Annotated in this window: 18 protein-coding genes; 15 read left to right on the forward strand and 3 right to left on the reverse strand. The window is 48.4% G+C overall.

The features are described 5' to 3' along the window. Positions 1-53: 53 nt before the first annotated feature. The 5 genes from HNQ56_RS06475 to HNQ56_RS06495 all read left to right on the forward strand — a co-directional run bounded on the left by HNQ56_RS06475 (position 54) and on the right by HNQ56_RS06495 (position 6,057). Positions 54-1,010: a type I phosphomannose isomerase catalytic subunit gene (locus tag HNQ56_RS06475; protein WP_429144449.1), complete on the forward strand. Its 957-nt coding sequence runs from the start codon at positions 54-56 to the stop codon at positions 1,008-1,010. 99 nt (positions 1,011-1,109) lie between these two features. Then, positions 1,110-2,285, forward strand: a complete 1,176-nt coding sequence (locus HNQ56_RS06480) for an AGE family epimerase/isomerase (protein ID WP_429143938.1) — start codon at positions 1,110-1,112, stop codon at positions 2,283-2,285. 38 nt (positions 2,286-2,323) lie between these two features. Further along, positions 2,324-3,490 carry a glycoside hydrolase family 130 protein gene (locus HNQ56_RS06485; protein WP_429143939.1) on the forward strand — a complete coding sequence of 389 codons (1,167 nt, stop codon included), beginning with the start codon at positions 2,324-2,326 and terminating at the stop codon, positions 3,488-3,490. A gap of 293 nt (positions 3,491-3,783) precedes the next feature. Then, positions 3,784-4,815 (forward strand): LacI family DNA-binding transcriptional regulator, encoded by a 1,032-nt coding sequence (locus HNQ56_RS06490; protein ID WP_429143940.1) that lies wholly within the window; start codon positions 3,784-3,786, stop codon positions 4,813-4,815. Positions 4,816-5,037: 222 nt separating this feature from the next. After that, positions 5,038-6,057: a glycoside hydrolase family 130 protein gene (locus tag HNQ56_RS06495; RefSeq protein WP_429143941.1), complete on the forward strand. Its 1,020-nt coding sequence runs from the start codon at positions 5,038-5,040 to the stop codon at positions 6,055-6,057. Between the two features lie 13 nt (positions 6,058-6,070). Here HNQ56_RS06495 and HNQ56_RS06500 read toward each other — a convergent pair whose 3' ends face one another. Then, the gene (locus HNQ56_RS06500; protein WP_429143942.1) at positions 6,071-6,508 is read right to left on the reverse strand and encodes a rhodanese-like domain-containing protein; all 438 of its coding nucleotides are present in this window, start codon (positions 6,506-6,508) and stop codon (positions 6,071-6,073) included. Positions 6,509-6,675: 167 nt separating this feature from the next. Here HNQ56_RS06500 and HNQ56_RS06505 point away from each other — a divergent pair, with 167 nt between their 5' ends. Continuing rightward, a complete protein-coding gene (locus HNQ56_RS06505) occupies positions 6,676-6,945 on the forward strand; it encodes a cytochrome b5 domain-containing protein (protein WP_429143943.1) in 270 nt (89 codons plus the stop codon). A gap of 85 nt (positions 6,946-7,030) precedes the next feature. Here the strand turns inward: HNQ56_RS06505 and HNQ56_RS06510 are convergent, their stop codons facing one another. Both HNQ56_RS06510 and HNQ56_RS06515 read right to left on the reverse strand, forming a co-directional pair. Then, positions 7,031-7,528 (reverse strand): hypothetical protein, encoded by a 498-nt coding sequence (locus HNQ56_RS06510; RefSeq protein ID WP_429143944.1) that lies wholly within the window; start codon positions 7,526-7,528, stop codon positions 7,031-7,033. Positions 7,529-7,583: 55 nt separating this feature from the next. Beyond that, positions 7,584-7,865 carry a hypothetical protein gene (locus HNQ56_RS06515; RefSeq protein ID WP_429143945.1) on the reverse strand — a complete coding sequence of 94 codons (282 nt, stop codon included), beginning with the start codon at positions 7,863-7,865 and terminating at the stop codon, positions 7,584-7,586. 614 nt (positions 7,866-8,479) lie between these two features. Between HNQ56_RS06515 and HNQ56_RS06520 the strand changes: the two genes are divergently transcribed. The 9 genes from HNQ56_RS06520 to HNQ56_RS06560 all read left to right on the forward strand — a co-directional run bounded on the left by HNQ56_RS06520 (position 8,480) and on the right by HNQ56_RS06560 (position 22,457). Beyond that, positions 8,480-9,478, forward strand: coding sequence for a LacI family DNA-binding transcriptional regulator (locus HNQ56_RS06520; RefSeq protein ID WP_429143946.1), 999 nt, complete (start codon positions 8,480-8,482; stop codon positions 9,476-9,478). 124 nt (positions 9,479-9,602) lie between these two features. Beyond that, on the forward strand, positions 9,603-12,782 hold the full coding sequence (locus HNQ56_RS06525) for a hypothetical protein (protein ID WP_429143947.1): 3,180 nt from the start codon (positions 9,603-9,605) through the stop codon (positions 12,780-12,782). Between the two features lie 42 nt (positions 12,783-12,824). Continuing rightward, a complete protein-coding gene (locus tag HNQ56_RS06530) occupies positions 12,825-14,153 on the forward strand; it encodes a glycoside hydrolase family 30 protein (protein ID WP_429143948.1) in 1,329 nt (442 codons plus the stop codon). Between the two features lie 21 nt (positions 14,154-14,174). Beyond that, the gene (locus tag HNQ56_RS06535) at positions 14,175-15,503 is read left to right on the forward strand and encodes a glycoside hydrolase family 30 protein (RefSeq protein WP_429143949.1); all 1,329 of its coding nucleotides are present in this window, start codon (positions 14,175-14,177) and stop codon (positions 15,501-15,503) included. Between the two features lie 199 nt (positions 15,504-15,702). Beyond that, entirely contained in the window at positions 15,703-17,517 is a 1,815-nt protein-coding gene (locus tag HNQ56_RS06540) for a glycoside hydrolase family 2 protein (RefSeq protein ID WP_429143950.1), read from the forward strand. Between the two features lie 155 nt (positions 17,518-17,672). Then, entirely contained in the window at positions 17,673-18,638 is a 966-nt protein-coding gene (locus HNQ56_RS06545) for a peptidylprolyl isomerase (protein ID WP_429143951.1), read from the forward strand. A 183-nt stretch (positions 18,639-18,821) separates the two neighbouring features. Beyond that, on the forward strand, positions 18,822-19,784 hold the full coding sequence (locus HNQ56_RS06550) for an ABC transporter permease (protein ID WP_429143952.1): 963 nt from the start codon (positions 18,822-18,824) through the stop codon (positions 19,782-19,784). 29 nt (positions 19,785-19,813) lie between these two features. Next, the gene (locus HNQ56_RS06555) at positions 19,814-20,713 is read left to right on the forward strand and encodes a carbohydrate ABC transporter permease (RefSeq protein ID WP_429144451.1); all 900 of its coding nucleotides are present in this window, start codon (positions 19,814-19,816) and stop codon (positions 20,711-20,713) included. 34 nt (positions 20,714-20,747) lie between these two features. Then, complete coding sequence (locus tag HNQ56_RS06560) at positions 20,748-22,457, forward strand: type 2 periplasmic-binding domain-containing protein (protein ID WP_429143953.1); 1,710 nt, start codon at positions 20,748-20,750, stop codon at positions 22,455-22,457. Positions 22,458-22,595: the final 138 nt, after the last annotated feature.

Genomic DNA, 22,595 nt, shown 5'->3' on the forward strand with positions numbered 1-22,595 from the left:
ATAATATTTTAAGTAGAATGCAAAAACAATCCACATGGGAAAGGAACGTAAGGATGAAGGAGATCATATTTTTAAAGCCTGTATTTAAGACGATGATCTGGGGCGGAACAAAGCTGGCAACGGAATTCGGCTATGAGATTCCCGGTGATCATACGGGGGAATGCTGGGCCATCAGTGCTCATAAAAACGGAGACTGTGAGATCAAAGACGGGGAATTCCAGGGAAGGACCCTGAGCTGGCTGTGGGAGAACCACAGGGAGCTCTTTGGCAATGTAAAGGGAGAGGTGTATCCTCTTCTGATTAAAATTATTGATGCGAGAACGGACCTGAGTATTCAGGTGCATCCGGACGATGATTATGCCAGGGAGCATGAAGCCGGTGCCCTGGGCAAGACAGAGTGCTGGTATGTCCTTGACTGTGACGAAGACGGGGAGATTGTCATCGGGCATAATGCCGGGGATAAGGAGCAGCTGGCCCGGATGATCCGGGAGAAGCAGTGGAAGGATTTGCTTCGGGTACGGCCGGTGAAGAAGGGAGATTTCTTCCAGATAGAGCCGGGCACGGTTCATGCCATCAAGAAGGGGACTATGATTTTGGAGACCCAGCAGAACAGTGATATCACCTACCGGCTGTATGATTATGACCGGCTGGATCAGGGAAAGCCCCGGGAACTGCATATTGATAAAAGCATTGACGTAATTCGGTGTCCCCATGAGGATATCCGTCCGGAAGGGGAGATTGTCCGGACGGCCTTCGGAGAAGACCGGGAGTTGATCGCCTGTGCGTATTACGGTGTCAGGCACCTTCTGCTTCATGGGGAGATGGAATGGAAGCAGGACAAGCCCTTTCTGAATGTCAGTGTGATCAACGGTTCCGGTGAGATTGACAACAGGGCCATAGCCAAGGGAGATCATTTTATTATTCCCTATGGGTATGGAAGCTTTCGGATGAAGGGGGAGCTGGAATTGGTTCTGTCCCATGTGGGTGAGGAGCAGCAGGAGATGGAATAGCACATTGGAGATATCGGACGCTTTGCCGGCGGAAGCAGTTGAAATCTGCCTGCAGGAGATCCGAACTCATAGAAGAACAAGCAATGAAGGAGGAAAATAATGATAAGGGTAAAAGAAATCAGGGAGCATCTGGTCGGAGATATCATACCCTTCTGGCAGAGAATGAAGGATGAGGAGCACGGCGGGTATTATGGGGAGATGGATTTTGATCTGAAGCTGTTCAAGAAGGCGGACAAGGGCTGTATTCTCAACAGCCGGATTCTGTGGTTCTTTTCCAACGCCTATCTGACACTGGGGGATAAGGAGTGCCTGGCCTGCGCCGGACATGCCTGGGAATTCTTAAGAGACTGTTTCTATGATAAGGAGAACGGAGGTGTATTCTGGTCCGTGACCTATGACGGCAGGCCGTCGGATGACATGAAGCATACATACTGCCAGGCCTTTGCGGTCTATGGGCTGTCCTCCTATTACGCAGCATCGGGCGAAAGGGAAGTGCTTTCCCTGGCCTATTCCCTGGCAGATAAGATGGAAGGTAAGTGCAGGGATGAGGGGGGATACCTGGAGGCTTTTGACCGCAATTTCAGCCCTGCCTCCAATGAGAAGCTGTCGGAAAACGGAGTGATGGCGGGGAGAACCATGAACACCCTGCTTCACGTACTGGAGGCCTACACGGAGCTGTACCGGGTTGATCGGAAGGAATTCATTGGGAATAAGATACGGTGGATGCTGGAGCTGTTCGCAAAGAAGGTCTACCATCCCGGCAGAAGAAGGTTAGAGGTGTTCTTTGATCTGGAGATGAATTCTCTGATTGATCTTAATTCCTACGGTCATGATATTGAGGCGGCCTGGCTGCTGGACCGGAGTACCCAGGTGCTGCAGGATCCTGTATATACTGCGCTGATCAGACCGGTTACCATGGATCTGACCGACCACATCCATTCGGTTGCCATGGATACAGACTCGCTGAATAATGAGTGCGAAGAGGGCAGGGTGGATACCAGAAAAGTATGGTGGGTACAGGCGGAAGCGGTATTGGGTTTTCTTAACGGCTATGAGAAGAAGCCGGACCGGGTAGATTATTTGGAGAGCGCCGGACGGATCTGGGACTATATCAAGACCAGAGTCATCGATCCCAGACCGGGATCGGAATGGTTCAACGAGCTGTATCGGGATGGAACGCCCATCAAAACAAAGGAGCTGGCAGGCCCATGGAAATGTCCCTATCACAACGGAAGAATGTGCTTTGAAGTAATTAACAAGGGGATTCAATTTTAAGAAACAGAAAAGTAAAACGAAGAAAGGGGAGTATAAAGATGCATCCTAATTACTATATTGAACTGGATAAGTATGAGAGGCTGATTGCCAGAAAGAATGAAAAAAGCGCCCAATATAACGGTATGTACCAACGCTATGTGAACCCGGTGCTGACCAGAGAACATATTCCGCTGTTCTGGAAATATGATTTGGATGAGAGGACCAATCCCTATTTCATGGAGCGCCTCGGAATCAATGCCGTCTTTAACGCAGGAGCTGTGGAGCTGGACGGAAAATACTATCTCGTGGCCAGAATAGAAGGAAATGACAGAAAATCCTTCTTTGGCGTGGCGGAAAGTGAGAGCCCGGTGGAGGGGTTCCGGTTCTGGGATTACCCCGTGGAATTGCCGGATACCTGCAAGCAGGAGACGAATGTATATGATATGCGTCTGACGAAGCACGAAGACGGTTATATTTACGGTGTATTCTGCTCGGAAAGCAAGGACAGCGGGAACCCGGACCTGTCTGCGGCAGTTGCGGAAGCGGGAATTGTAAGAACCAGGGATTTGAAGACATGGGAGAGGCTGAATAATCTGAAGACGCTCCAATCACCCCAACAGAGGAATGTGGTTCTCCATCCCGAGTTTGTGGATGGCAGGTATCTGTTCTATACCCGTCCCATGGATGGGTTTATCGAGACCGGTTCTGGCGGAGGAATCGGCGTCGGGTTCTGTGAAGACATTACCAATGCGGTAATTGACCGGGAGGTAATTACCAGCAGAAGAAAGTACCACACCATTACTGAAGCGAAAAACGGGGCGGGCGCCGTTCCCATCAAAACCGACAGGGGATGGCTTCATATCGCTCATGGTGTGCGCAATACGGCGGCAGGACTTCGCTATGTAATTTATGTATTTGCCACGGATCTGGAGGATCCCTCCAAGGTGATTGCAGAGCCTTCCGGTTTCTATATCGCTCCCATGGGAGAGGAAAGGGTTGGAGACGTATCCAATGTAGTCTTCACAAACGGCGCAATTGCCAGGGATAACGGTGAAGTGTATATTTATTATGCATCCTCGGATACCCGGCTCCATGTGGCTTCTACCACTATTGACCGGCTGGTGGACTATACCTTTTGTACTCCCCCGGATCCCCTTCGTTCTGTGGAATGCGTACGGCAAAGATGCGAGCTGATTCACAGGAATTTGGATATTCTCCGGCAATAATACTTTATTCAGAAAACTCCGGCATCCGGATTGGAAGGGAGCCGGAGTTTTCTTGTGCCTTTTCGTGCAATGGTACACAGAATTATAACTAAATATGAAATAATACTTGAAACCAAGAGCACAATATAGTAAACTTCCCGTATATAGTATTGGTGCAAGGGGATTGCATCTTTAAATGGAATGAACATGATATGCATAATAATGCCATTGAGATCTTGTTGGGAATGCCATCAGGAAATAAAGACGGATGGGATTGACAGTGAGACAGGAAGGGAATAAAGGAGAGAAGCACAATGAAGAAGGTTACAATCCAGGATGTTGCAAAGGCCTTGAATTTGTCCAGGAATACAGTTGCAAAGGCGTTGAATAACAGTGATACCGTATCCTATGAGACGAGATACGTGGTGATTGAAAAAGCGTATGAGATGGGGTATTCCAAGCTGTCTCCGGTAGTGCTGAATGAATTTAAGCTGAGAAACAAGGTGGATGAGACGAAGACCATTGTAGTGCTTACCAGGAGAGAGATATCGGTTTTCTGGAACAGTATTATTATGGGGATTTCGGATGAGCTTAACAAATACGGCTGTAAGCTGCAGTTTAATTTTATCAGTGAGCAGGATGAAAGGGATTTGGTGCTCCCCCTGGATCTCATGGCCGAGGTGCATGGAATCATTATTCTCAGTGTATTTTCGGCAGATTACATCCAACAGATTATGAAGCAGAATATACCTGTGGTATTTTTGGATGCTCCCTGTGATATAGAGAGTATCTCCGGCTACGGAGATATTGTAATATGCGAAGGCTTCCACAGTATCAGAAAGATAACGGAAGATCTGATCTCCAAGGGATTGAGGAGAATTGGCTTCATCGGTGATGTCACCTATTGTAAAACTATGAATGACAGGTACCAGGGCTATCTAAGCGCTTTGCAGGGCGCCGGGATTAACCCGGATCCATCCATCATAGCCGCTTATCATACCCCGTATAAATTTTATAAAACGGATGAGGTGGACAGGGCGCTGAACAGCTTTTCCTCCATGCCGGAGGCGATTGTATGTGCCAATGACGACATTGCCCTGGATGTGATTCGCTGCCTTAAGGCAAGAGGATTATCAGTGCCTCGGGATGTGGCGGTAACCGGTTATGACAATGTGGAAGGGATGACGCAGGCGGAGCCGGTTCTGACAACAGTGCGAGTTGGAAATCAAAGGCTGGGCCGAAGATTAGTACAGCTGCTGATGTGGCGGATTCAAAATCCCGGTTTTCCCAAGGAGGTCATCAGCATCGGGGTAGAGATAATCCTGCGCCAGTCCTCGAATCGGTAGAGGGAAGGGCAGAATAAGCTGCGGATGAGGATTGCACGGAAGTCTTTTTGCACCGGATTGTGGGTGCAAAAGGACTTCTTTTTGATTTTCACAATTTTTATTGCATATGCCTCTGGAATGTGATATTATGCACATATAAAACATGCAAAAAATGAAACAAAATGCAAAGTATAATGCATGATTAAGCGCGATTTAATGCACTACATATATAAGGAGGAAACTATGAGCAAAGTAAAGATGATTACAGGTAACTTACCCAATATTCCCTGGCAGGAGAAACCGGCAGGCTGTGCCGGTCCGGTGTGGAGATACTCGGAGAATCCTATTATTAACCGTAATCCGCTGCCCGGAGTAGCCAGGATCTTTAACAGTGCGGTGGTACCCTATCAGGGTGAATTTATCGGGGTATTCCGCGGCGAGCAGGTGGACGGTATTCCCCATGTGTATATGGGACGCAGCAAGGATGGAATTCACTGGAGCTATGAGCCGGACAGAATTCCCTTTGAGAATGAGAGGGGAGAGCCCTTCATGCCGAAGTCGGCATATGATCCCAGATTAATTCAGGTAGAGGATACTTATTATATTATCTGGTGTACAGATTTCTACGGTGCCGCTTTGGGGCTGGCCAAAACAAAGGATTTTAAAAAGTTTGTCCGGCTTGAGAATCCCTTTCTCCCTTTTAACAGGAACGGTGTACTCTTCCCCAGAAAGATCGGCGGTAATTTTGTCCTTCTGTCCAGACCCAGTGACAGCGGACACACCCCTTTCGGCGACATATTCCTGAGTGAGAGCCCGGATCTTGTGTTCTGGGGCAAGCACCGTCATGTGATGTCACGCGGGCAGCAGTGGTGGCAGTCTGTGAAGATCGGCGGAGGTGCGGCTCCCATTGAGACCAGCGAGGGTTGGCTGATGTTCTATCACGGAGTTACCGGAACCTGCAACGGCTTTGTGTACAGCATGGGAGCCTGTATTCTGGATATTGATAATCCCTCCGTTGTAAAATACCGCTGCAGCAATTTTATCCTCACGCCGGAAGTATGGTACGAGGAAAGGGGATTTGTAGCCAATGTAGTGTTCCCCTGTGCGGCTCTGACCGATGCGGCTACCGGAAGAATCGCTATTTATTACGGTGCTGCTGACAGCTACGTGGGCATGGCTTTTACTACCGCGGGTGAGATTGTGGACTATATTAAGGCAAATGATGCGGCCAACAGCGACGACAAGAGCCTTGGGATAATGTAAGCAAAGGGGAATTCTATCTTGCTTCCGTTATTACATCATAGGGCCAGTCAATTATTCCTCCAAAATCATATACGGAGGTATAGCCAAGATCGCTGAGTGCCTGAGCTGCCAAAGCGCTTCTTCTGCCGCTGCGGCAGTAGACAAGGAGAGCTGTATTCTTGTCCTTGAGCTGTTCTTCAGCCTTTTCGCTTATTTCGTAATCAGGGAGGAGAAGAGCTCCTTTAATATGGCTTTCCTCATATTCCTCTTGGGTTCTGACATCCAGAATGATCAGGCCGGAATCGGTATCCATCATTTCCTTGGCCTGCTTTGCGTCAATTTTCATAAGGACCTTCTCCTCTTGTTCCGGAGAGGGGGTGTCCGTACCGGGTGAGGAGGTGTTTTGACCGCAGCCCGCGGCAGCCAGAATCAGGATTGCAAATAATGTAATTAAAAGAGTCTGTTTTTTCATATCCGTATCCATGCCTTTCTCTCAGATTGGTTTATAATGAATTAATTATAACACATAAAAGGAAAAGTTTCTGTGATGTTATCACGGGAAGAGTCTGGCATTCATTCAGAATATTGCAAAGAAGAGGGTATAATTTCGGGGTGAAAGGGATATAGATTATTAAATACATGCGTAGCAGCGAAGCGGCGGAGGAAGCGATGAATGAAATAAGAAATTTTACGCCGGAGGAGCTTAGCTTTTATGACGGGAAGGATGGGAGACCGGCTTATGTTGCCGTGGAGGGCATTGTATATGATGTCAGTTCCCTGGCTCGTTGGGCAGGAGGAAACCATTTTGGATTAAGTGCGGGAAAGGATTTAAGCGCTGCCTTCATGAGATGCCATCAGGGAATTATGGAGCGGCTGAACGAGGTACCCAGGGTTGGGGTGATGGAATAGGTGCTCCTCAATAATAAAGCTCCTGTAACCGGGACGGAGTGACATACCGGTTACAGGAGCTTTTGTATTTTATAACAGGGAACTGCTATAAGGCATTGTGGCAGAAGGCTACAATGTGATCAATCGGTATATAGCAGACAGAACCTGAGGGACGACAAGGAGGACGTTTTCCTCCTCCTCCGCAGGAATCTCCGTAGGAATCCCTGCAGGAATAATCGTCGGACATGTTGCAGCAGACATTCTCGGCAAGGGGATTGGACGGTGCAGCTCCCTGCCCTGTAACGAGGCGCAGGCAGGATTGATTTACCGAGATGAGGACACCGGTAAAGCCGCAGCCGGCGGCTCCGCCGCTGGAAGTGAAAACAGTAACAGTCTCTCCGATATAATCTTGTGCGTTTTCAAGAAAGCTGGGCCCGCGGTTCTTGCCGTAGAGGCTGCCGCTATTGCTGTTACCGCCGCTGCCGCAGCGGCCATTGCTATTGTTATTGCTATTGTAGCCACTGTTACAGCTGTTGTTGCTATTGCAGCTATTGTTACTGCCGCAGTTATTATTACTGCTGCAGCTATTTGATATGCATGACATAGTTATTTCTCCTTTCAAATTATCTGATACGATCCTATAAACCGGTTTATCCGGATTAAAATGCACTGTGGCAGAAACCAGCGATCATATTGGTAGGGATGTCGCATGCCGAGCCGGATCTGCGGCCGGAATCCTCGGCGCAGCCGGAATTCCCCCGGCAGCACACGGCTTCACTCAAGGGATTGGACGGCGGAGCCCCAAATTGGTTCACCAGGGTTACGAATTGCGGACTGACATAGGTCAGTACACCGGTAAAGCCGCATCCGGATGCCCCGCCGCTGGCTGTAAAAATAGTAACTGTCTGGCCGATACAGCGGTACAGTTCATCTATACACATAATAATTCCTCCTTTAATTATTTTCAGGATTTTTATATTTTTCTCTGAATCCTACTATATCTTATGTCTAAAAAGAGAAAATGCGCCAAAAAATAAGAAAAAAATTTATAAATTTACTTATTATGACAAAACATAGAACAAACCGTATAAAAAACGTTTCTAATCGTATTTTCAAGATATTATTACAATAAGTGGAAAAAGTTGAATGTTTTAGCGTAATTTATTGCGAAATTAATTTAAAAACAATAATTATTTTGATTATATTGGCAGCATTATGTTTAAAATGCATAAAAGAATTAAATAAAAATGTTTTTATTATTGATATCCAATAGGTTCTATTATATAATGAAAGCGGAATGAGGAAATGCAAGCTTGCTTGCGGTTTCCGATTGAAGCAACAAGATCATGAATAGCCTTTTATTCATGATATAATGAAAGCGGAATGAGGAAATGCAAGCTTGCTTGCGGTTTCCGATTGGAGCAACAAGATCATGAATAGCCTTTTTATTCATGATATAATGAAAGCGGAATAAGGAATGCGTAGTGAGCAGTGCGCGGAGAACGCCCGCACGGGCTTGCCCGTGAATTAGGAGAAGATCAGGAGTGAGAAACAGATGGTAACGATTAAGGATGTAGCAAAGGAAGCCGGGGTGGCAATCTCAACCGTATCAAATGTATTAAACAATGTTGATATCGTTAGTGACGAGAAGAAGCAGAAGGTACTGGAGGCGGTGGAGAAGCTGAAGTATGTACCGAATATGAATGCCAAGTTTTTGAAGTCGAATAAAAAGAATACCATAGGTCTGTTTCTTTCCAGCATCCAGGGTGACTTCTACCGGATGCTGATTCAGGCGGTCCATATGCAGTGTAAGCAGAAGGGATATATGCTTAATATCTATATCAGCAATGAGAATACCAGTGACGAGATTTATAGCATGATCATTTCCTCGGGGGTTGAGGGGGCCATCGTTTTCAACGAGAGCCTGCATAATGAATATGTGGAGAGAATAGCCGTTACCGAGATGCCCGTCGTATTCATTGACAGGGAATACAGCGGCAGCCGGATGTCCAGCGTAGTAATCAACAGCTACGGAGGTGCCGCGCTTGCCATGGAGTATCTGATCAAGCAAGGGCACAGGAAGATTGGCTATATCCACGGAATTGATAATTTTGATGATGCGGCCAGATATCAGGCCTATATAGATACAATGGAGAAGTACAGCTTCCCGGTGGAAGAAAATTTGATTTTAAAGGGCTATTTTGAAGAAGCGGTTGCCTACAGTGAGATGCGGGTTCTGCTGTTGAAGGGGATTACACCGCCGGATGCATTCTTCTGTGCCAATGATGAGATGGCCTGGGGCTGTATCCGGGCTCTGATGGAGAGCGGTTACAGGGTGCCGGAGGATGTGTGCGTCATTGGCTTTGACGATGTCATGCTGTCCTCTTATTATAAACCGGCGCTGACCACCATTCACAGTCCGGTGACGGAGCTGGGCAATGTAAGTGCGGCGGAGCTGCTGCGCTTAATTGAAGAGGGGGACAAATGCAAGGGAAGTGTGACGAGACTATCTCCCACCCTGGTGGTTAGGGATACCTGCATTGTCAGGATATAATGAAAACGGAATGAGGAAATGCAAGCCTGCTTGCAATTTCCGATTGGAGTAACAGGATCATGAACCCGGTTCTGGTTCATGATATAATATTGATATGCCGTGAGGGCGGCAGATGGAGGTTGGAATGAGCAAGTATCAATTAACAGATGATGTATATAAGATAGCGGGCTATGACGAACTGCCGGCATTCTCCAGCTTTCTCCCCGGACTGGCGGGAAAAAAGGGAATTCCCCTGTGGGTGTATTATACGAATCGGGGACAGGGTGTGAACAGCTTTGGTATCCATAATAAAAGCAATGCGATCATGGAGTTTAATCCGGCGAATACCGCATATGAGAATACATCGATTAAGGGATACCGTACATTTATCAAATGCAACGGGAAGTTTTTTGAGCCCTTCCGGGGATATCATACTGGGGCGGAGAGGAACTTTTATATCCGTAAGAACAGTTTCTGGATTGAGGAAGAGAACCGAGAATACGGACTCCGGATCCGGGTCAAGTATTTTGTATTGCCTGGCAACAGCATCGGGGCTCTGGTGAGAAAGGTTGAGCTGGAGAATCTGGACCGGGAGGAGAAACGGCTGGAGATTCTCGACGGTCTGCCGCGGATCATCCCCTACGGAATTGCCAATGGGCAGTATAAGGAGATGTCCAACCTTTTCAAGAGCTGGACGGAGATTAAGAATTTGGAGCGGAAGGTTCCTTACTATACTATGCGTGCCTCCAGTGACGATTCGGCGGAGGTATCCGAGGTAGAGGGCGGTTATTACTATGCCGGAATTCATGAGGGCAGGGTAATGCCGGTAATTTATGATGCGGAGGCCATCTTTGATTATGATACCTCTCTGGTAGAGCCTGTCGCTTTCCTGAAGCATTCCCTGGAAGAGCTGGTTCAGGCGGACCAATGCTTTTACAACAAGGTTCCCTGCGGATTTACCCCCATCTGTCTTACACTGAAGGAAGGGGAGGTTGGAGGGTTCCATTCCCTGACGGGATTTGCAGGAAGCACCGGGCAATTGAATTCGAAGCTGCCGGAGTTTTGTGCCGAAGACTTTATTGTGAAAAATGAAGCCATGGCGGATGAGCTGGCAGACCGGATGACGGCCGACATCAGAACCCGCTCCGGAGTGCCGGTATTCGACCAGTATATGGAGCAAAATTATCTGGATAATTTTCTTCGGGGAGGCTATCCCTTTGTTTTTGACAAAGATGGGAAAAAATCCGTAGTGCACCTGTTCAGCAGAAAGCATGGTGACCCCGAGAGGGATTACAATTTCTTCTCCATTGCCGGTGAATATTATTCCCAGGGAAATGGAAACTTCCGGGATGTAAGCCAGAACCGCAGAAATGATGTGTTCTTCCATAATGAGATAGAAGATTTTAATGTTAAGACATTCTTTGAATTAATACAGATTGACGGTTATAACCCCCTGGAGGTGCGTCCCTCCACCTTTCGGCTGGAGCCGGAGCGCCGGGAAGGGATCCGGGAGCTGTTAAAGGGAGAGGGGACAGAGAAGCTGTGGAAAATCCTTGACCAGCCCTTTACGCCGGGACAGATATCCAATTGTATTGCCAGACACAATATCCTTCTGGAATGCGGTGAGGACGAGCTTTTGGAAAGACTTCTTGCGGCCAGTGTTCAGAATATTGAGGCCGGTTTTGGAGAAGGGTATTGGAGTGACCACTGGGATTATAACATGGATCTGGTGGATAGCTATCTGTCCATCTTCCCTGAGAAGAAGCAGCAGCTTCTTTTCCGGGACGGAAGCTATCGATTCTATGACAGTCCCGCCAGAGTGCTTCCCCGCAGTGAGAAGTACGTTATTACGAAGAAGAATGAGGTAAGGCAGTACGGCGCACTGGTTCATGATGAAGAGAAGATGAACCGGGAAGGATTTCAAAAGAACGGCACCAACTGGCTGAGGACAAAGCAGGGGGACTATGCCGTAACGACCCTGATGGGTAAGATGATTGCGCTGGCGGTTAATAAATTCTCTTCCCTGGATCCCTATGGCATGGGTGTGGAAATGGAGGGCGGCAAGCCGGGCTGGAATGATGCCATGAACGGACTGCCGGGTCTGTTCGGCAGCGGTATGTCGGAGACCCTGGAGCTGAAGCGCCTGATCTCCTTCCTTCATGCGAATGTAACCCTGGACGGTGAGCTGGAGCTGCCGGAGGAGATCAGCAGCTTCCTGTCGGGAACGGCACAGCTTCTGGAGGAGGCGAAGAACAGCGGGTGGTCAGATCACACCTACTGGGACAGGGTAACGACTCTGCGGGAGCAGTTCCGGGAAGAGGTCCGGTTTGGGATTAAGGGCAGCTGCCGCAGCTGGAATACGAAGGAACTGGAAGAGGTATTCGGAGCCTTCCTTAAGAAGCTGGAGGAGGGGATTGAAAAGGCCTGTACCTATGGAAACGGAATTGTTCCGACGTATTTTACCTATCGTGCGGTTTCCTTCGAACCGGTTTCGGATGAGTCCGGACTGCCGGTAATCAGCGGCTACGGACTGCCGAAGGCTGTGGTGAAGGAGTTTGAAGCACAGCCCCTTCCGGCATTTCTGGAAGGGCCTGCAAAGCTGCTTCCGGCTTTGAAGGATAAGCGGGAGGCGGAAAAACTGTATCAGAAAGTGCGGGAAAGCGAGCTTTATGACAGGAAGCTGGGGATGTACAAGACCAGCGTTCCCATTGAGCATATCTCCATGGAGAACGGGCGAATCCGTGCCTTTACTCCGGGGTGGCTGGAGAGAGAAAGCGTCTTCCTGCATATGGAATATAAATACTTGCTGTCCCTGCTGCGTGCCGGTCTGTATGAAGAGTTCTACCGGGATATTCGCACGGGCATGGTAGTGTTCCGGGATCCGGCGGAGTACGGAAGGAGTATTCTGGAGAATTCCTCCTTCCTGGCTTCCAGTGAGAATCCCAATCCCGGCATTCACGGCCGTGGTTATGTGGCACGCTTGACGGGTTCCACTACGGAGATTTTAAGCATGTGGATTGAGATGTTCATGGGCTCCCGGATATTCACCTTTGAAGAGGGAGAGCTGAAGCTGCATTTTGAGCCCAAGCTGGCAGATTGGATGTTTGACGGGGAAGGCTGTGCGTCCTTCACCCTTTTCTCCAGGTGCAGGGTGACCTATCATAATCCGGGACGCAGGGCGACCTTTGGCCAGAATGCTGCGGTTGTCAGGAGGATTGAGCTGAAGGATACGAAGGAAGTGATCCATGGGAGCTGTGTGCCCGGTATCCGGGCGGAACAGATTCGCAACGGTCAGATAAGAGAGATAGCCATATATCTGGAATAAATCGAATAAAATCTGGCGCGATGCGCCGGTATGGAGGCAGAGATGAAGATTATCACCACGACATATAAAGAGCAGGTGAAGAACACGGATCTCCGGGAGATGGAGCTAATGGAGGGAGCCGGAGGGATGCAGAGTGTTATGGTGTATCCGGAGCTGGAATACCAGACCTTCCTGGGCTTTGGCGGAGCCTTTACCGAGGCCTCGGGCTATGCCTGGTCCAAGCTCAGTGAGGAGAACAGGAAGAAGGCACTGGAGCTGTATTTCTCCCGGGAAGGGAATGGCTATCGGCTGATGCGAAGCCATATTGACAGCTGTGATTTTTCCCTTGGAGTATACAGCGCCATGGATGATCCGGAGGATACCCGGATGGAAAGCTTTTCTCTTGCCCGGGAGGAGGAATATCTTTTTCCCTTGATGAGAGCAGCCAGAGAGACGGCGGGAGGAGAATTTGACCTGATGCTGACCCCCTGGTCGCCGCCGGCTTTTATGAAGACCAACTCCAAGAAGACGGAGGGCGGTAAGCTGAGGCCGGAGTATCGCCGCCAATGGGCGGAGTATATCTGCCGGTATATCGAAGAATATGAGAAAAAGGGCTTTCCGGTGAGCCGGCTGACCATACAGAACGAGCCGGCGGCAGTACAGAGCTGGGACTCCTGTATCTACACGGCACAGGAGGAGAAGGAGTTTCTGCGGGATTATCTTTATCCGGTCCTGCAGGAGAAGGGGCTCTCCCATATTAAGCTGAATATCTGGGATCACAACAAGGAACGTCTGTATGAGCGTGCCAGGGATATTATTGATAAGGATACGGATTCCATGGTGGATGGGGTGGCCTTCCACTGGTATTCGGGGGATCATTTTGATACGGTACGGCTTACTGGGGAGGCTTATCCCGGGAAAGAGCTGATTTTCACCGAGGGCTGCGTGGAATACAGCCGTTTCGGCACGGATCAGCTGAAGAATGCCCAGATGTATGCCCATGATATCATCGGAAATCTCAATGCGGGAATGACCGGCTTCATTGATTGGAATATCTTCCTGGACGAGAAGGGGGGACCCAATCATGTGGGCAATTACTGTGATGCACCTGTTATGGTTGATACCCGGACGGGAGAGCTGGATGTAAAGCTGTCCTTTGATTATATCGGACATTTCAGCAAATATATCCGGCCGGGAGCCAGGAGAATTGGATTTACCAATTATACGGACCGGCTGGAGATGACGGCCTTTAAGAACAGCGACCAATCCATAGTGCTGGTAATGATGAACCGGAATTCACAGGTGCTGCCGGTTACGTTTGAGCTGGGGGACAGGATTTTCCGCCAGGTGCTTCCGGAGCAGTCCATTGTAACAGCAATAATAGAAGGATAGCGGCAGAGGGAGGATATCACGATGAAATTAATCACAACCTGTTATGAAGAGCGGAAAAAGGAGACCCTGGTAAGGGAGTATGAGGCCGTACCGGAGGGAAAGGCGGTTGAAAATCATGTGGTTAATCTGTACCCGGAAGTGAAATACCAGACCTGGCTGGGATTTGGCGGGGCGGTAACCGAGGCGGCAGGCTATGCCTTCTCCAAGCTGACGCCGGAAAATCAGGAGAAAGCGCTGGAGCTGTATTTTGGGGAAGGGGGACATGGTTATCATCTGATGAGAAGCCATATTGACAGCTGCGATTTTTCCCTTGGCACCTATACGGCTATGGATGACCCGGAGGATAAGGAGATGGCATCCATGAGTCTGGACCGGGAGGAGGAATATATCTTTCCTCTCCTGAGAGCGGCGCAGGAGAAGGCGGGAGAAGCCTTTGATCTGATGCTTACTCCCTGGTCTCCGCCGGCTTTTATGAAGACCAATAACAGCCGTACCCATGGGGGAAAGCTGAAGGAGGAATGCCGGGAAGCCTGGGCGGAATATATCTGCCGTTATATTAAGGAATATGAGAAGAAGGGCTTTAAAGTAAACAGGTTAACAATCCAGAACGAACCAGCCGCGGTTCAGACCTGGGATTCCTGCATCTTTACGGCGCAGGAGGAGAAGGTATTCCTGGGAGATTTTCTTTCTCCGGTATTGAAACGGAACGGACTGGGGCATATCAAGGTGAATATCTGGGATCACAATAAGGAACGTATGTATGAGCGTGCCAGGGATATCATTGATCAGGACACGGATTCTCTGGTGGACGGAGTAGCCTTCCACTGGTATTCGGGGGATCATTTTGAAGCCATCCGTCTGACCGGAGAGGCATTCCCGGACAAGGAGCTGATTTTCACCGAGGGCTGTGTGGAATACAGCCGTTTTAGCACGGACCAGCTGAAGAATGCCCAGATGTATGCTCATGATATCATGGGGAATCTCAATGCGGGAATGACCGGTTTCATCGACTGGAATATCTTTCTGGATGAAAAAGGCGGTCCCAACCATGTGGGGAATTATTGCGATGCGCCTGTTATGGTTGATATCCGGACGGGAGAACTGGATATCAAGCTGTCCTTTGATTATATCGGACATTTCAGCAAATATATCCGGCCCGGAGCAAAGCGGATCGGATTATCAAAATATACCAGTGATCTGGAGGCAACAGCCTTTCAGAATCCGGATGGTTCCCTGGCGCTGGTAGTATTGAACCGGACGGAAAAGAAGCTTCCGGTGGTAATTCGTGTGGAGGGTAAGCTGATTGAGTTTGAGCTGCCCGGCAATGCCATTGCAACGGCTCTTCTGTAGCAGCTCCCACGTAAGAGATCATCTCAGACATAACAGAAATAATTATATATAGGAGGGCTGCAGTTTCGGCGGACTTAAAGTCTGCAAAATTGCAGCCCTTTTTCAGGAACATAGTATGGGTTGCCGTAATAAACTGGTTATATTACAATTGTTCTTATAAGTCGCATTATTGCAATAGAATTCCTTGGGGGGTGCCGTGATGAATATAAAGGATGCGGTCAGAACTTTGCTGTTTAAAGATAAGAAGCTGGGTATGAATAACCAGCTGTATACGGTTTGGGGAGAGAGTCTGGATGCCGGAAAAGTGTTGCAGGAATATCCAAGACCTCAGCTGCGGAGGGAGAATTACACGATTTTAAACGGATACTGGGATTACGCCATCCGCAATGACGGAGGGGCAATACCCAGGGATTATGACGGCAGGATTCTGGTTCCCTTCTCTCCGGAGAGCGTGTTGTCCGGAGTCGGCCGCCAGCTCAAGCCGGGCGAATATCTCTGGTATCGAAGGGAATTATATATAGAAAGGCTTCCTTCCGGCAGGCGTCTCATTCTTCATTTTGGAGCGGTGGATCAAAGCTGTGAGGTATATTTTAATGATCATAAGGCCGCCGTCCATCAGGGAGGCTATCTTCCGTTCTCCGTGGATATTACGGAGGAGCTGAGAGAGGGGACGAATTTTCTGGTGCTGAAGGTGGAGGACCAATCTGACACTTCCTTTCACAGCCGGGGAAAACAGAAGCTGCTCCGGGGAGGAATGTTCTATACGGCCCAGAGCGGAATCTGGCAGACGGTCTGGTATGAGTGGGTGCCGGAGAATTATATTGAAGGAATCAAGATTACGCCCCGAACGGAGCAAGGGGAGGTTGAGCTGCTGATCAGCTGCAACACCTCTTATGGACGGCCGGAGCCGCAGCTGCAGTATCAGATCACTGTTCGGGAGGGGGAGAAGGTCAGATACACCGCCTCCTTTTATGAGCCGGGGATTGTTGTCAGACTGGAGGATTTTATATTCTGGAGTCCGGAGAGGCCCTTCCTGTATGATTTTACACTGACCGCCGGAGAGGACAGGGTGGAAGGATATTTTGCCATGAGAAGCGTTGAGCTGAAAGAGGACGGCAATGGGCATATCCGAATTCATTTGAATGGAAAGCCATATTTTCAGAACGGACTTTTAGACCAGGGATACTGGCCGGACGGATTATATACCGCGCCCAGTGACGAGGCGATGATTTATGATATTGAGAAGGCGAAGGCCCTGGGCTTTAATATGCTTCGCAAGCATATTAAAATAGAGCCTCTGCGCTGGTATTACCACTGTGACCGGCTGGGAATGCTGGTGTGGCAGGATATGGTGAACGGAGGAGGAGAGTATAACCAGCTTCTGGTAGGATACCTGCCCACGCTTCTTCCCTGGATTGCCGGGCGGATCAGTGACAGATATTACCGGCTGTTTGGAAGAGGGAACCGGGAGGGCCGGCGGGAGTGGAGCATGGAATGCCGCCGGACGGTGGAACTCCTCTACTCTTGTCCCTCGGTAGTTGTATGGGTGCCCTTTAATGAGGGGTGGGGACAGTTTGATGCAAAGGAAGCTTACCGATTGATCCGGGAGCTGGATACCACCAGGCTGATTGACCACGCCAGCGGTTGGTATGACCAGGGGATCGGGGATTTTGAAAGTGTTCATAATTATTTTCATCCTCTGAAGGTGCGGTATCGCAAAAGGGCGGTGATCTTCTCGGAAATCGGAGGCTATGCCTGCTATATCCCGGGGCACTCCTTTTCCTGGAGGGTGTACGGATATAAAATATATCTGACTGGGGAGGAGTTTGACCGAGCTTATCAGCAGCTTTACCGCGAGGAACTGGCAAAGCTGAAGGAGCAAGGGCTGTCAGCGGTAGTGTACACCCAGCTCAGTGATGTGGAGGATGAAGTAAACGGTCTGCTGACCTATGATAGAAAGCGTTGCAAGGTCACTCCTCTGGAGGTCAATCTTCAGGACGAAGAGAAGGTGTGAAAAGTCGAACTAAAAAAATGACACCTTCTAAAAAAATACTCTCCTTAAGATAAAAAAATGTTTTGATATACTGGATTTAGGTTGTTAAAAGGTGCTTTTGACATCTGAATCATAGCATATTTCACAAATATAAAATTCAAACTAAGGTGGTAATGATGAAGAAAAAATCAAAAATATTAGCCGGATTTCTAGCAATCACCCTTCTTGCGGCTTCCTTTACGGGATGCGGGAACGCAGGAAAAGCCGGGGGGCAGGAAACGGCAGTGACGGTGGATAAGACAGAAATCAGCATGGATGAGATGCAGTATCATCTCCTTCTTGCAGAGATGCAGGGGCAGCTCTATGCTTCTTATATGAACAGCGGGGAGAACTACTGGGATGTGGAATATGAAGAGGGAGTAACTCTGGGGGAGGCATTGAAGGATATGGCCCTGGAGAATGCGATTAAATACGAATTGTTTTATCAGAAGGCCATGGAGGCGGGTGATGCTCTGACCGAAAGCGATAAGGAAAATAACCGTTCCAAGGTGGAGAGCTTCACTAAGAATTTCACCCAGGAAAGACTGAGCAAACTGGGATTAACCGAAGAGAAGCTGATAAAGCTGCAGGACAAGATTGCATTGGCTGCGATCAGCTACTCCGCCTTCGAGAAGGGCGTTAAGACGGAGGAGGACAAGGTTAAGGAGACAATAAAGAAAGAGGACTATCAGCAATATGACATTCAGTATCTCTATGGGAAGGACCGGGAGGAGATGGAGAAGCTTCTTTCAGAGGCGGAGACGGCAGAAGATATCACAGAGCTGGATCAGAGCGAGTCTCTGAATTCAGGGAAGCTGTCCTTTCTTGAAGGGAAGGATACCTTCGGTGAAGAAAAGAATCTGGAAGAGACCATTCTTACAATGCGGCAGGGAGAGGTGAGCGGCATTGTGGAGACAGTAAAAGGGTTTTATATTCTTAAGCTGGTCAGCAATACCTCCGACAGCCTTTATCAGGAGGCACTGGAGCAGGCTCTCACGGAAGCGAAGCAGATTGCGGTGGAAGAAGCTTATGAGGCATTGAAAAAAGATCATAAAATTTCAGTGAATCATAAAATATGGGACAAGGTTACCCTGGGAAAGTAAAGATGGTGTTGAAAATAAAAAAATGACACCTTTATAGAAAAATTGAGCATTATGCTGGGAAACAATATTGTTTATTATGTATTTAAGACAATGTTCACAAGACAAAATTTCCTGTATAAAAATAAAAACGATTTTATTTAAAATGCTTTAGGGAATGTGAGGATTAGGATGGAGGAATAGATTATGGCGAAAGCAACTGTAAGGGCAGGGAGTATGCCGGTAATCGGCAGGGGTGGTGCCAAAGAGACACTGCGGAAGTGGTGGCGCCAGAGAAAACTGCAGATGATGGTGCTTCCCGGAATTCTCTGGATGCTGGTATTTAACTACATACCCATGGGCGGTATTGTGATTGCTTTTAAGAAATTCAAGATTACCAAAGCAATCTCTGAAGCTCCCTGGGTGGGCCTGAAATATTTCAAAGACTTCTTTTCGGATAGTAATTTTACCGATATTATGACGAATACGGTGGGAATCAGCCTGCTGAAGTTACTCATCGGCTTTCCCCTGCCGATCATCTTTGCTTTGCTGGTGAATGAGATCAGGGGAAACAGATTTAAGAAGATATCCCAGACCATTTCGTATCTGCCCCACTTCTTATCCTGGGTAGTGCTGGGAGGTATCCTAACAACCTGGATGTCGAAGGACGGCCTGCTGAATGATTTCTTTACCTCGATTCATTTGTTGAAGGAACCGATTTCCTTCCTTGGCGCACCGAAGTATTTCTGGTGGATTGCCCTGATCACCGACAGCTGGAAGGAGCTGGGATGGGGAGCAATTCTTTATCTGGCGGCAATTGCCGCAGTGGATCAGGAGATGTATGAAGCCGCTACGGTAGATGGGGCTTCCAAGCTTCAGAAAATACGTTTTATTACCCTTCCGTCCATTACGGGAACAATTGCCATTATGCTGATATTGCAGGTATCCTCCCTGCTTAACTCCAATTTTGATCAGATTATGATACTGAAAAACCAGATCAATATTTCGCGCAGCCAGGTAATTGACACCTATGTCTACCAATTGGGAATGCAGATGGGGAACTATTCCTATGCAACTGCCGTAGGGCTCTTCAAGGCGATTGTCGCCCTGGCTCTTCTGCTGATAACCAATTCGACCTGTAAGAAGCTTCTTGGCAGATCGCTGTATTAAGGAAAATGGAGGGAACTATTTTGAAAACAATGCATGCAACGGCAATCAAGCGTTCTAAGGGAACCCTGATCTTCGATACCCTGAATACGATTTTTATGCTGGTTATCTGCTTTCTTTGTATCTATCCCATCTGGTATGTAGTGGTCAATTCCTTTAACGATGCGAAGGATGCGATGATGGGAGGAATTTACTGGTGGCCGAGGAAATTCTCCCTTGGGAATTACAAGGTGGTATTTGAGGACAGCGGAGTGTTGCAATCCTTTAAGGTTACCATCGCAAAAACGGTGATTGGAACCATTACAAATGTGTTTTTCACGGCAATGGTGGCCTATCCCTTGTCCAAGAGTCACCTGGTGGGCCGGAAATGGTATATGGCAATCGGAACCATAACCATGTTTTTTTCGGGAGGCTTGATTCCTACCTTCCTCCTGTTTAAGAACCTGTCTTTATTAAATAACTTCCTGGTATACATTATACCGGCAGCTTTTAACTTTTTTAACCTTTTGATTTTTATTAACTTTTTCCGGGAGATACCGGCTTCCCTTGAGGAGGCTGCCCGGATCGACGGTGCGGGAGAGTGGAGAATCTTCCTGCAGATGGTGCTTCCGCTGTCTAAACCGGTGCTGGCGACCATCGCGCTGTTTAACGGTGTAGGTCAATGGAACGACTGGTTCGGAGGAGTAATGTATATGACCACCAGAGTGGATCTGGAGCCGATTCAAACCTATCTGTACCGGATGGTGGCACAGGTTCAGTCCAGCCAGGTGGCAAGTGCCTTCTCTTCTTCCAATATTACCGCATCTGACACAACCTCGACCGCCATCAAGCTGGCGACCATGGTGATCACAACCCTGCCTATATGCTGTGTATATCCATTCCTTCAGAAGTATTTTATCAAGGGAATGATGATAGGCGCAGTTAAGGAATAAATGCAAAATTATTTATAATGAGGAGGAAAGAACAATGAAAAAAAGCTTCAAGCAAATGCTTGCAGTTCTTCTTGTACTGGTGATGGCAATCTCCCTCGCCGGCTGCGGCAAGAAGGACGGAACTGGTGATGTAAAACCTACGGCAGCACCTACAAAGGCACCTGCCACAGACACTAACAAGGATACTCCCGCACCGGAGGATACATCAGGTGAGGATACTCCCGCAGCAGAAGGAACCGTTCCCGGATGGCAGACTCATGCGGATGATAAGGTTACTCTGACCTGGTACATCCATTTCTCCTGGTTTACAACACCTTGGGGAGAGAATCTGGTATCCAAGACTATTACCGAGGATACAGGTGTTAACATTCAGTTTGTTGTTCCTGCCGGCAATGAGGCAGAGAAGCTGAACTCTTTGATTGCTTCCGATTCCCTTCCGGATCTTATCACCCTTGGCTGGTGGGAAGGTCAGGTTGGACAGATGATCGAGGATGAGATGGTTTATGCTCTGGATGAGCTGGCAACCGAATACGATCCCTACTGGTTTGAAGTTGCTGATCCCGGCCGTGTTGGCTGGTATACACAGCCTGACGGGCATATCTACGGATATCCCAACTCCTCCTTCTCCCCGCAGGACTATGAGAAATATGATAAAATTCCTTCCAATCAGACATTCCTGGTACGCAAGGATATGTATGAAGCAATCGGAAGCCCGGATATGACCACACCGGAAGGCTTTGTTGCCGCTGTTAAGAAGGCAAAGGAGATGTTCCCCGAGGTTAACGGACAGAGCCTGATTCCCATTGGTGCTCATGAATTCGGCGCTACCGGCAACAATTCCTTCGACCTGTTTTTAAGCAACTTCCTGGCCATTCCTTATGAGAAGGACGGACAGAACTACTACAGATACGATGATCCGGAATTAATCCGCTGGCTGAAGGTATACAGAGAGTTAGGAGCGGAAGGCTACCTTGCAGATGATATTTTCATCGACAAGAGAGCTCAGATGGAAGAAAAGATTGCTCAGGGACGTTATTTCTGTATGCTGTATCAGCGCACCGACTTTGCTGACCAGCAGAAGATATTATATGCCAATGATCCCAACAGCATTTATATTGCAGTAGACGGACCGAAGAACTCCAAGGGCGATGCTTATACCCTGCCCGGCACTGGTATCAACGGCTGGACCGTTACTATGATTTCCAAGAAGTGTGAGCGTCCGGATCGTGCAATCCAGCTGTGCTCCTATTTAATGAGCGAGTATGGACAGCATATGACCTGGCTTGGTGTGGAAGGCGTGACCTGGGATTATGTTGACGGCGTTCCCACAATGAAACAGGAGGTTCGTGATATTCTGACCAATGACAGAGCAGCATACGATAAGCAGTACGGAGCTGACTCCTGCTACTGGATGTTCCAGGATAACGCTATGGCGCTGTCATGGGCTGTTCCTACCGCAGAGCCTCTGGGACAGATGGAGCGCTGGACCTATCCTTACACCATTACAACCTCTCAGTATGATATCACCCTGGAAACCGGTTCAGAGGAACAGGAGATTCAGTCCAAGATTGATAATGAGTGGGGTGCTGTACTTCCCAAGCTGCTTCTGGCTCCTACCGAGGCGGAATTCGATAAGATATTGGCTGATTTCACTGCAAAGCGTCAGGAGTGGGGCCATGATAAGGTATTGGCTAAGAGAACTGAGTTAATGAATGCAGCAAAAGAAAAGCTTGGTCTGAAATAATAGTCTGAATAAATAGCGGCTACTACAAACTGGGATTATTGCAAAATGCTAGGACTATGCTTTTGCAGTAATCCCGGTTTTCGTAACAGCCGCAGGCTGAACTGTTACTGGTTTTTGTTAAGGAAGTAGGAAGCCGGG

It is taken from the genome of Anaerotaenia torta (genome assembly GCF_050433395.1).
Lineage (GTDB): Bacteria > Bacillota > Clostridia > Lachnospirales > Lachnospiraceae > Mobilitalea > Mobilitalea torta.